Below are 11618 nucleotides of genomic sequence, written 5' to 3'. Positions count from 1 at the left end.
CGCGGCATCAGGGACGGGCACCGGAGACGGCCCGGCTCCCGCCGCCCGCCGCGTACTCGGCCGCCAGTTCGCCGCGGCACGCCTTACCTCGCCCCGCGCGCACCCCGCCCGGCCCGGCGAGGCGCGGCGAGGCGCGGCCCGGCCCGGCCCGGCCCGGCCCGGAATACCCTGCCGCCCGCCGCCGTTACAGCCCATAGAAGTTGAAGTGTCAACAATCGAAGGAGCACCGTGGCGGACCAGGCAACAGGCAGCGGCCATCAGCTACAGACCGTGGTGATCGGCGCAGGCCAGGCCGGTTTGAGCGCCGCCTACCAGTTGAGCCGCCGCGGACTGGTTCCCGAACGCGATTTTGTGGTCCTGGATGCCAATGACGGCCCGGGCGGCGCCTGGCGCCACCGCTGGCCCTCGCTGACCTTTGACGCCGCGCACGGGCTGCACGACCTCCCCGGCCTGCCGCTGGGGGTTCCGGATCCGCATGAGCCGTCCTCCGCCGTCGTCCGCCGTTACTACAGTGCCTACGAGCAGCAGTTCCAGCTGCCCGTACACCGCCCCGTCCGTGTCACTTCAATTGACGACGACGGCGACCTCCTGCGGGTACGCAGCGACACCGGCGGCGAGTGGCTGGCACGCACGGTGATCAGCGGCACCGGGACCTGGGACAAGCCGTACTGGCCGCACTACCCCGGGCAGGAAACCTTCCGCGGACGCCAGTTGCACACCCGGGAATTCTGGTCGGCAGACCAGTTCAGCGGGCAGCGCGTGCTGGTGGTCGGCGGCGGCACTTCCGCGCTGCAGTTCCTGCTGCAGCTGGATGCCGCCGGGGGCCACACCCTCTGGTCCACGCGCCGCGCGCCGGACTTCACCGCCACCCCGTTCGACAAGGAGTGGGGCGTTGATGTGGAGCGCCGGGTCAACGAGCGCACCCGTGCCGGTCTGCCCACCCTCAGCGTGGTTGCCGCCACCGGCCTGCCGCTGACCGAGACGTACCAACAGGGCATTGACGCCGGCATCCTCGTCTCCCGCGGGAAGCTGGAGCGCATCACCGAACACGGCGTCGAATTCGCCGACGGCTCCACCGAAGACGTGGATGTGATCCTCTGGGCCACCGGCTTCCGGCCGTCGCTGGACCACCTGGTGCCGTTGCGGCTGCGCGAACCCGGCGGCGGCATCATGATGGCCGAGGACGGCGTCTCGGTGCTGAAGGAGCCGCGCCTTTTCCTGGTCGGCTACGGGGCGTCCGCGTCCACGGTGGGCGCCACCCGCGCCGGCCGCGCTGCCGCCGTCGCGGCCACCAGGCGCCTTGCCGCCGAAGACGAACGGCAGCCGGTAGCCTAGGACTCGTGACTGACGCCGCCAATCCCACCGCTTACACCCTCACGCTCTCCTGCCCGGACCGCCCCGGCATAGTGCATGCCGTTGCCGGCGCGCTGGTGCAGGCCGGAGGAAACATCACCGAATCGCAGCAGTATGAGAGCACGCAGTCGGGACGCTTCTTCATGCGGGTGGCGGTGGCGACCCACCAGTCCTACACAGGACTCCACGAACGGCTGCAGCCGGTGGCGCAGGAGTTCGGCATGACCTGGAAGCTGCGCCGCGAGGGCGTCAAGATGCGCACGCTGCTGATGGCGTCGAAGTCGGCCCACTGCCTCAACCACTTGTTGTTCCTGCAGCGCTCCGGCACACTGCCGATCGAAATCCCGGCCATCGTCTCCAACCACCCGGATCTGGCCGATCTCGCCGCGTTCTACGGCATCCCCTTCCACCACATTCCCGTCACGCCGGACACCAAGCCGCAGGCCGAGCAGGCCCTGCTGGACCTGGCCGCCGAGCACGACGTGGAGCTGGTGGTCCTGGCCCGCTACATGCAGGTGCTCAGCAACGAACTCTGCACCGAACTGGCCGGCAAGGCGATCAACATCCACCATTCCTTCCTGCCCAGCTTCAAGGGCGCCAAGCCGTACCACCAAGCGCATGCCCGCGGCGTGAAGCTCATCGGCGCCACCGCGCACTATGTCACCGCGGACCTGGACGAGGGTCCGATCATCGACCAGGAGGTCATCCCGGTCCGCCACTCCCACACCGCCGAGCAGTTCGTGGCGCTGGGCCGCGACGTCGAAGCCCGCACGCTGGCCCGCGCGGTGCAGTGGCATGCCGAACACCGCGTACTGCTGGACGGTAACCGCACCGTCGTCTTCAACTAGTCCGGCACCCGCCCGGGGCGTACCGTCGCTAGTCCGGCATCCGCTGACCACGACGGCGGCGCCCGCCCCTGTGCCGCGGCCCGCCTGGCGCGTACTCTCGACGGATGGGCAACCACGAGCCGGAGCTGAAGGCGTTTTATGACCGCCAAGCCCCCGCCCGCGACCGCCGCGCTCGGGATCCGAAGCGGGACGCTGCCAGGCAGACGTTCATCGCGTCCCTCGTCGCGGTGCACCGGCACAGCGTGTTGGAGATCGGCTGCGGCACCGGCGCGGACGGGCTGGCGTTCAAGGCTGCGGGGATCCACTACACCGGCATCGATCTGTCCGAGGAAAACGTCCGGATCGCCCGTGCCAAGCATTTGGAGGCGGTGGTCGGCTCGGTCCGCGAGTTGCCGTTCGCCAGCGGCACGTTTTCGGCCGGCTGGACCATGAGCACGCTGCTGCATATTCCAGACCGGGATCTGCCTGATGTTTTGGCCGAGACGATGCGCGTCCTGGCCGAGGGAGCTCCGCTGGCGGTCGGGCTCTGGTCCGGCGACGACGAGGAGGTCAACGTTGTCGACGACGAAATCCAGCAGGACCGTTTCTTCAGCCGGCGCCGCGACGACACCGTCCGCCGGCTCTTCGGTGAGCACGGACTGGTCTCCGGCTTCACCACGTGGGACCGGCCGGGAACCGACCGGCACTACCAGTTCTTCGTCGTCACCAAGCCTTGACGGGGCGGCTACCGGCGCGGCACGTCCGTCACGAACCCGCTGAAGCGCCGCGCACTGGCTAGGCTGGTGCCATGGCCCACATCATCACCATCGCCGGCATGCTGCCGGCCGTCGACCTGTCCGCCTTTGTTGCGCCCACGGCCACGCTCAGCGGGGACGTGGCCCTGGCCGCCGACTCCAGCGCGTTCTACGGCGTGAGCGTGCGCGGTGACACCGCTCCGATCCGGGTCGGCGAACGCAGCAACCTGCAGGACAACGTGGTCCTGCACGCCGACCCCGGTTTCCCCTGCACGGTAGGCGCCGGCGTCAGCGTCGGCCACGCCGCAGTGGTCCACGGATGCACCGTTGAGGACAACTGCCTGATCGGCATGAGCGCAACCATCATGAACGGCGCCGTAGTGGGCGAAGGCTCGCTGGTGGCAGCCGGCGCCGTCGTGCTTGAGGGCATGCAGATTCCACCGCGCTCCCTCGTTGCAGGCGTCCCCGCCAAGGTCCGCCGCGAGCTGACCGAGGAAGAGTACCAATCCGTCCTCGACAACGCCGCCCGCTACGTGGAGCTCGCTGCCCTGCACCGCGATGCGATCGACGACGCCAGCGAGCAGTAGGAGCATTACCCCGGCGGGCATCCAACGACGGTGCCGGCGTCGCATTCAGGGCGAGATTGCGTTAACTTCTTGACTACAAGTCGCAGCTGACGCACTCTTTTGAGTATGTCAGCCGATCCGCCGTCCACGCTCGATGCCTCGTCGCGCTCCGTTCCGCGCGACCCACAGCTCAGGCCCGGCTCCCAGGGCGCTTTGCGCCGGCGGAACAGCCAGCGGATCCTGCAGTCGCTGATGGCCCGCGGTCCGCTGACGCAGGCGGAGCTGTCCCGGCAGACCGGGCTATCCACCGCCACCGTGTCCAACATCGTCAAGGCCATGGCCGAAGACGGATTGATCAGCACCGAGCCGACCACCAGTTCGGGCCGCCGGGCCTTGTCGGTCCGGATCGACGGCCGCGGCGCCGTCGCGGTCGGAGTGGATTTCGGCCGGCGGCACGTGCAGGTTGTGCTGGTGAGCCTGGACCACCGAGTGCTGGCCGCTGACGCCGTCGAGCTGCCGCTCGGCCACGACGCCGAGCAGGGCATCGACGCCGCAGCCCGGCTGGTCCAACGGTTGCTGGATGAACAATCGGTATCCCCCGGGGCGGTGCTCGGCGTCGGTGCCGGAATCCCGGGACCGATCGATCGCCGCACCGGCACCGTGATCCACGGCGCCATCCTGCCCGAATGGGTGGGCATCAACCTGCTGGCCCGGCTGCAGGAACGGTTCGGCGCGGACGTTTTCGTCGACAATGACGCAAATCTGGGCGCACTCGCGCAGGTCAGCTGGGGCCCATACCAGCACGCCCAGAATCTGGTGTTCCTGAAAATTGGATCGGGCATCGGTGCAGGCCTGGTCCTCAACGGCGAACTGTATTACGGCCACATCGGGGTCACGGGCGAGATCGGCCACGCCACCGTGGCCGAACACGGAGTCATCTGCCGCTGCGGCAACCGCGGCTGCCTGGAGACCGTCGCGTCCACGTCCACCATGATTGATTTGCTCAGCCACGGCCGCAACGCACCGATTGGCACGGAGGATATTGTCCGGATTGCCCTCGACGGCGACCCGGCCGCCCTTCGGGTGATAGACGATGCGGGCCTGGCCGTGGGGCGTGCACTGGCCAATGTCTGCAACCTGCTCAACCCCGAATTCATCGTCGTCGGGGGCCCGCTCACCGGCCTCGGCGGCATCCTGCTGGACCCGGTGCGGCGAGGGCTACTGCGCCACGTGGTCCCCGTCGTCGGTGAATCTACCGAACTGGCGATGTCCACCCTGGGCAGCCGCGCAGAGGCCTTGGGAGCCGCCACGCTGGTGCTCCAACAGGCCGAACTGCCCTTCGTCTGAGCCTGCCGCCGACCGACAGTTGGGTAACGCTTTGCGTTCAACTCTTGACGACAAGCCCTGTGACGGAGTTAACTTCCTTCAAGCCACACATCCGTGTGCGGGTCATGCAGACCCCGTGGCCACAGACTGTTGATTGATGGAGGCGTTATGCGACGCATAGCTATGCTCGCCAGCGTTGCGGCTGCAGGTTTGCTCCTGTCCGCTTGCGGTGGTGGAAGCGCGGTTGAGGATGCCAATCCCTCAGAAGCGTCGGGTTCGGTGGGAGTCTTCACCTGGTGGGCGGACGGTTCCGAGAAGGTCGGGCTGGATGCACTGGTGGACATCTTCTCCGAGCAGTACCCGGACCTGAAGTTCGACAACCTTGCCGTCGCCGGCGGCGCCGGCAGCCAGGCCAAGAGCGTCCTGGCCGCCAACCTGAAGTCGGGCAATCCACCGGATTCGTTCCAGGCCCATGCAGGCGCCGAGCTGCAGGACTACATCGCCGCCGACCAGCTCGAGGACCTCACCTCGTTCTACGAAGAAGCCAAGCTGAACGAGGCCTTCCCGAAGGACCTGTTGGACCGCCTCACCGTCGACGGAAAGATCTACTCCGTCCCGTCGAACATCCACCGGGCCAACGTGGTGTGGGCCAACGTGGACGTGCTCGAGAAGGCCGGCCTTGACCCGGCCAAGCCGGCGGCCGATCTGGACGCCTGGTTTGCGGACATGGACAAGATCAAGGAGTCCGGGGTCACCCCGCTGGCCGTAGCCGGCACGTGGACCCAGGTACAGCTGTTCGAGAACATCCTGCTGGCTACCCTGGGTGCCGAAGGCTACAACGGGCTCTGGGACGGCACCACCGATTGGGCCGGCGCAGACGTCACCAAGGCCATCGAGAACTACAAGAAGGCGCTCAGCTACACCAACTCGGACCGGGATACCCTCAGCGACTGGGGTCCGGCCACGCAGTTGGTGGAGGACGGAGCAGCCGCCTACAACGTGATGGGCGACTGGGCCGAAGCCAAGTTCTCGCAGGACGGCAAGAAGCCCGGCGAGGACTACGTCTACTTCCCGACCCCCGGGACCGACGGCGTCTTCGACTTCCTGGCCGATTCGTTCACACTGCCCAAGGGCGCTCCGAATCCCGATGGATCGAAGGCGTGGCTGACCACCATCTCCAGTGTTGACGGCCAGCAGGCCTTCAACGCGGCGAAGGGCTCCATCCCGGCCCGCACGGACGTGCCGGCCGACAAGTTCGGCGAGTACCAGAAGAGCGCCATCGAGGACTTCTCGTCCGACACGATCGTGTCCTCGCTGGCCCACGGAGCCGCAGTGCCCGTGGCCTGGCTGAACGAGCTGAGCACCGCGGTGAGCAAGTTCGGCGGCCCGCAGGATGTTGCGGCGCTGCAGGACTCCGCAGCATCCATCGCCAAGAAGTTCCAGCAGTAACCAGGACACCCCCGGATGGGCGGGCGCGGCTGAACCTCCGCGCCCGCCCTTCCACGTCCCACCCGGTGTGCCGGCGGCACAAGGAGGATTCGATGTTCAAGAAAGTCAAGACCTGGGGCCCGGCGCTAGCCCTGATCTCCCCCACCCTCGTCCTGCTGGCCGTCTTTGTCTACGCGCTGATTGCGGAGAACGTCCGCATCTCGATGACGAACCAGCATACTGCCCGGCCGTCGTCGGACTTTGTCGGCTTGGAGAACTACTTCCGGCTGTTCGGGGACGCAGATTTCCAGCACGCGCTGCGCAACCTGCTCCTGCTCACCGTGGTGTTCCTGGCCGGCACGCTGATCTTCGGTTTCCTCTGGGCATGGATCCTGGAGCGGCCCGCTTTCGGCGAGGGATTCTTCCGCTCGGTCTACCTCTTCCCGATGGCCGTGTCCTTCATCGCCTCCGGCGTGGTGTGGCGCTGGCTGCTTTCCAGCCTGCAGACCGACCAGTCCGGAGGTGAGCGCACCACCGGACTGAACCGGCTGCTGGACAGCGTGGGACTCGGCTTCCTACAGAACAGCTGGTGGTCGGACCCCAACTGGGGCATCGCCGCGATCGCCGTACCCGCCATCTGGCAGCTCTCCGGCTACGTGATGGCCCTGTTCCTGGCCGGCTTCCGCGGCATCCCGGAAGAACTGCGCGAGGCCGCGCGGATCGATGGCTGCAGCGAATGGAAGCTCTACCGGCACGTCATCTTCCCGCAGTTGAGCCCGGTAATGCTTTCGGCCGTGATCATCATCGGCCACATGTCGTTGAAGTTGTTCGACCTGATCCGCGCCATCGTTCCGGATGCCAACACGTACGACATCCAGGTGCCGGCCACCATGATGTGGGTCAAGTACATCGGCAGCGACTACGCCGATTCGGCGGCCATCGGCACCATCATGCTGGTGCTCGTGGCGCTGGTGGTTATTCCGTACCTCGTCTACACCTCGCGGCAGGAGAAACGCTGATGACCACCGCAACCGTCCCGCCGCCCGTCGAGGTCGCCAGGCCCCGTCCGCCGGCGCCGCGCACCGGCCGGCAGCGAATGAACCGGACGCTTAAATACGCCATCCTGCTGCTGTTCGTGTTCGTGGTGCTGATTCCGGCCTACGTCCTGTTCATCACCAGCTTCAAGGGCCCGTCCGACGCCGATCCCTCCACCGCGTGGCTCTTGCCCACTACGTGGGAAACCGCGGGCTGGGCCAAGGCCTGGGACACCCTGGCACCGGCGCTGGGCCGCACCTTCGCCATGGTGATTCCGGCGTCGATCATCTCAGCCTTCCTCGGCTCGATGAACGGCTTCGTGCTCTCGCGCTGGCGATTCCCGTACGCCAACGTCGTCTTTACGCTGATCCTGTTCGGCATGTTCATCCCGTACCAGGCCGTGATGATCCCACTGACGCAGTTGATGCAGGGCCTCGGGGTACCCAACGGCATTCCCTCGCTGCTGGTGCTGCACATCGTCTACGGCCTGCCCATCTGCACGCTGATTTTCCGCAACTACTACGAGTCGGTTCCGGGCGAGCTGATCGAAGCCGCGCGAATGGACGGCGCGGGCCTGCTGCGCACCTACGCCTCGGTGATCCTGCCGATCTCCACCCCGGGCTTCGTGGTGGTGCTGATCTGGCAGTTCACCTCCGCGTGGAACGACTACCTGTTTGCAGCGTTCTTCTCCTCCGGTTCCAACGGCCCGGTGACCATCGCGCTGAGCTTCCTGGCCGGCGGGCAGCTGACCGACTACGCCGCCTCGATGGCCGGCGCGCTGATCGCCTCCCTGCCCACGTTGCTGGTCTACATCATCCTGGGCAAGTACTTCGTCGGCGGTTTGATGAGCGGTTCGGTCAAGGGCTGACTCCGGCGCTTGAGAGTGTGGTGTGTTTGGGCCGGGGCTAAACCGCCGGCGGCGGTTCATGCCGAAGAATGGGGAGCGTGACTTTGAACCGGGCGTGGCAGACGGCCGCCTCTTCTGTGCTGCTGCTCCTGGGACTTTCCGCCTGTTCCGCAGACCCCGCCCCATCCGCCGCCGCACCGTCTGTTGCCGTGTGCGTTGCCCGCGACGGTGCATCCTTGGCCCCGGAGTCCGGCGTGCTGGCCGGCGTGAACCTGGACTGGGACCAAGAGACACTGCAGGAATACGGCAAAAACCTGGGCCGCAGTCCGGCCGTGGTGGTCAGCTTCGCCTCCTTCCCGTTGGGCACCGATGCCGAGGCAAACCTGGAAGCAGCGTTTGAACAGGTCCGGGCCGAGGGCGGGATTCTGCTCCTGACCCTCGAGCCGCGGGCCGGACTGGCAGCGGTGACCTCCCAGGTCACGGATGACCTCGCCACCACTCTTGACCGTTACAACAGGGCAGGCGTGCCCGTGATCGTCCGCTTCGCCCACGAGATGAACGGTTCCTGGTACGAATGGGGCCAGCAGCCGGACGCGTACAAGGCAGCGTTCCGCCGGGTGGCGGAGTCCATCCACCGCCTTGCCCCGGGCAGCGCCACGATGTGGGCACCCAACTATGGCGGCGGTTATCCCTTCGCCGGCGGACAGCACCAGGCCGGGCCGCAGAGCCGGGACTTCCTGGACCTGGACACCAACAAGGACGGGACCATCACCGGCGATGACGATCCGTACGCCCCGTACTATCCGGGCGATGAGGCCGTTGACTGGGTGGGGATGTCGCTCTACCACTGGGGCAACACCTACCCCTGGGGTGCCAACGTTGTGCCGGAGAAAGGAAAATTCCTGCAGCAGCTGACCGGGACGTATACCGGCGCCGGCGGCAACGACCTGGCCGTGCCGGATTTTTACGCCGAGTACGGCGCGGAACGCGGCAAGCCGGTGGCCGTTCCCGAAACGGCGGCGTTGAGCATTCCCGGCACGGGCGGCGCCAAAGAACTGGCGATCAAGCAGGCCTGGTGGCGTCAACTGTTCGATCCTCGCATCCCGGCGGATTACCCGCAGCTCAAGATGGTCAATTGGTTTGAATGGAACAAGCACGAGGTAGAGGTCGACGCCGTGGTGGACTGGCGCTCCATCGGCACCTCCCCCGTTGCCGAAGCTTTCACCGCGGACCTACCGGAGTGGTTCTGGTTCGCCGACCAGCCGCAGCCTTGCGTGCCCGGATCGTGAGCCCATCCACGCTCCGCTGACTGCTGGTTTCCAAAAGGGCACCGGGCGCGGCCGCACTGATCGGATTCGTGGACCACCGACGGTTATTCCTCGCGGCCGCCGCCGGCTGCCTGCTGAGTATCCTGCCGCTGCTCAGCAAGGCCGGCCGACGGACGGCGTATGAACCGGCTTCCGCTTAGATGTTGTGGCTGCCGCCTTCGCCGCGGCGAGGGTCGTCATTGCGCGGGTCGTCATTGCGAGGGTCATCGGCATTCCGGGTGTCATCGGTATACCGCGTCTTGTCGATGTGGCGGCCGGCTTCGTCGCCTTCTGCCGGGTAGGCATCCCCCTCGCGGGCGGTGTCCGTGCCCGGGTCCGTGCCGCGGGTCGTATCGGTGCCTGCCGGACGGCCGGTGCCGGCGTCGCCGTGCTGGGCGCCGTCGTCGTGGTGGCGGTCCGACCTGCTGGCACGGTCCTTGGTATTGATGTCCGGGTCCAGGTCGTCGGCCTTGCGCAGCGTCTCCTCGCTCTCGCGCCGGATTCCCTGCGCGTCCTGCTGCCGCCGCTCGGCGTCCTGGCGCAGGCGCTCGGCCTCAATTTTGGCCCGCTCCGCCTCCGCGTCCGCGCGCTGGGCCTCGGCCTGCGCCTGCATCGCGTCTGCCTCACGCTCCCGTGCCTCCACCGACGACGCCTGCGCGCCCTGCCGCATCTCCGCTGCCTGCCGGCGGTGCTCTTCCTGCTCTTCGAGCTTGCGCTGCGTGCTCCGCTTCCGAGCAAAGAAGACGATGACTCCGATGATGATCAGGAGTACAACTATCGCGACGATGATGCCGACAATCATTCCGGTATCCATGTGCTGCTCCTCCTCGTAGTGTCGGAAATACTGAGCCTGCTTACTTTGTACCATCCATAGGTCCGCACCGGTAGGGCACAGCTGCCGCGCGGGAGCGATGGGACAAAGGTTGAGCGTCCCCATGGACGTCCCAACCAGTAGGCGGCCAAGATGGAGCCATGACACAACTTCCCCGCATCGCGCCGCCGCCCTGCCTCGCGCCCGGCTCGCCCGGCCCGCTCCAGGCCACCGGCCGTCCGCTGCGCTGGGGCGTGGTGTCTACCGGAGCCATCGCCACCCTGGTCAGCGAAGACCTCGCCCGGTTGGCCGACGCCGTGCTGCAAGCCGTCAGCTCGCGCAACCATGCCAACGCCGCGGCCTTCCGGCGGCGCTTCGGCTTCGCCACTGCCTATTTCGACGGCGATGCCGGCGCCGGCTATGATCAGCTCTTCGCCGACCCGGAGGTGGACGTGGTTTACGTGGCCACGCCGCACGGCCAGCACTACGGGATCGCCCGGCGCGCCTTGGAAGCCGGCAAGCACGTGCTGTGTGAAAAGTCGCTGACCATCAATGCGCGGGAAGCCCTGGAGCTGACCGAGCTGGCGGCCGACCGCGGGCTGTTCCTGATGGAAGCGGTCTGGACGCGGTTCCTGCCCATCATCAACCGCGCTTGGGAGATCCTGGCCTCCGGCGAGCTCGGCGAGGTCCGCTGGGTGCAGGCCGACCTCGGGTTTCCTGCCGTCTATGACCCGGCAGCCCGGCTCTGGAACCCCGCCGCCGGCGGCGGTGCGCTGCTGGACCTGGGCGTCTATCCGCTGACCTGGGCGCTGGGATCGCTGGGCTTCCCGCAGACGGTCTCCGCCACCGGTCTGGTCAACGACGACGGCGTGGACGCCCAGAACGCCATGACGCTCAGCTACGGCTCGGGCGCGCAGGCGCAGTTGGCTTGTTCGCTGCAGGCGGCCTCGCCGCGCACGGCAACGGTGGCCTGCACCGGCGGCTGGCTGCGGAGCAACGCGCCGCTGCACCACCCCACCGAGCTGACCATCGAGCCGCATCTGGGCGAGGCACGGGTGGAAACCTTCCCGAAGGTCGGCCACGGCTACGTTTTTGAACTGCGGGAGGTCACCCGCTGCATCCAGGCCGGCCTGCAGCAGAGCCCCACCATGCCGTGGGCGGACACCGTGGACACCATGCGGCTTTTCGACGGCGTGCGCGCCCAGCTGGGCGTGAGCTACGCCAATGACCGAGCCGTCCAGGTCACGGACTGAGCTGCTGAAGCACGACGGCGGGGGGGGGGACCCTTCCCGGGAGGGGGGGGCGGCCCCATCCGTTTTTTGGGTGCTGATTCCTGCGCACGCCCCCCTCTCCCGTTTCCCCG

11 protein-coding genes are annotated in these 11618 nt (G+C 67.4%); 10 read left to right on the top strand and 1 reads right to left on the bottom strand.

Annotated features, from left to right (window positions below; genetic code table 11):
• The first annotated feature begins 228 nt into the window (after positions 1-228).
• From ACWF5H_RS10155 to ACWF5H_RS10115, 9 genes are all read left to right on the top strand, one after another.
• Positions 229-1335, top strand: a complete 1107-nt coding sequence (locus tag ACWF5H_RS10155; RefSeq protein ID WP_452036602.1) for an FAD-dependent oxidoreductase — start codon at positions 229-231, stop codon at positions 1333-1335.
• 5 nt (positions 1336-1340) lie between these two features.
• A complete protein-coding gene (purU, locus tag ACWF5H_RS10150; protein WP_452036601.1) occupies positions 1341-2201 on the top strand; it encodes a formyltetrahydrofolate deformylase in 861 nt (286 codons plus the stop codon).
• Positions 2202-2305: 104 nt separating this feature from the next.
• On the top strand, positions 2306-2917 hold the full coding sequence (locus tag ACWF5H_RS10145; RefSeq protein WP_452036600.1) for a class I SAM-dependent methyltransferase: 612 nt from the start codon (positions 2306-2308) through the stop codon (positions 2915-2917).
• A gap of 71 nt (positions 2918-2988) precedes the next feature.
• A complete protein-coding gene (locus tag ACWF5H_RS10140; protein ID WP_452036598.1) occupies positions 2989-3522 on the top strand; it encodes a gamma carbonic anhydrase family protein in 534 nt (177 codons plus the stop codon).
• A gap of 105 nt (positions 3523-3627) precedes the next feature.
• The gene (locus tag ACWF5H_RS10135) at positions 3628-4848 is read left to right on the top strand and encodes an ROK family transcriptional regulator (RefSeq protein WP_452036597.1); all 1221 of its coding nucleotides are present in this window, start codon (positions 3628-3630) and stop codon (positions 4846-4848) included.
• A 147-nt stretch (positions 4849-4995) separates the two neighbouring features.
• Positions 4996-6276 carry an ABC transporter substrate-binding protein gene (locus ACWF5H_RS10130; protein WP_452036596.1) on the top strand — a complete coding sequence of 427 codons (1281 nt, stop codon included), beginning with the start codon at positions 4996-4998 and terminating at the stop codon, positions 6274-6276.
• Between the two features lie 92 nt (positions 6277-6368).
• Positions 6369-7274, top strand: a complete 906-nt coding sequence (locus ACWF5H_RS10125; protein WP_452036595.1) for a carbohydrate ABC transporter permease — start codon at positions 6369-6371, stop codon at positions 7272-7274.
• A complete protein-coding gene (locus ACWF5H_RS10120; RefSeq protein WP_452036594.1) occupies positions 7274-8158 on the top strand; it encodes a carbohydrate ABC transporter permease in 885 nt (294 codons plus the stop codon). The genes ACWF5H_RS10125 and ACWF5H_RS10120 overlap by 1 nt, the downstream gene beginning before the upstream one ends.
• A gap of 77 nt (positions 8159-8235) precedes the next feature.
• The gene (locus ACWF5H_RS10115) at positions 8236-9426 is read left to right on the top strand and encodes a glycoside hydrolase family 26 protein (protein ID WP_452036593.1); all 1191 of its coding nucleotides are present in this window, start codon (positions 8236-8238) and stop codon (positions 9424-9426) included.
• Positions 9427-9601: 175 nt separating this feature from the next.
• On the opposite strand, the gene ACWF5H_RS10110 is transcribed toward ACWF5H_RS10115, so the two are convergent.
• On the bottom strand, positions 9602-10258 hold the full coding sequence (locus tag ACWF5H_RS10110; protein ID WP_452036592.1) for a hypothetical protein: 657 nt from the start codon (positions 10256-10258) through the stop codon (positions 9602-9604).
• Between the two features lie 158 nt (positions 10259-10416).
• Between ACWF5H_RS10110 and ACWF5H_RS10105 the strand changes: the two genes are divergently transcribed.
• Entirely contained in the window at positions 10417-11508 is a 1092-nt protein-coding gene (locus ACWF5H_RS10105; RefSeq protein WP_452036591.1) for a Gfo/Idh/MocA family protein, read from the top strand.
• Positions 11509-11618 lie beyond the last annotated feature (110 nt).

It is taken from the genome of Arthrobacter sp. NPDC055138, assembly GCF_053607305.1.
The sequence above is the reverse complement of the archived record's forward strand: the minus strand, read 5'-3'. Positions and strand labels throughout refer to the sequence as shown.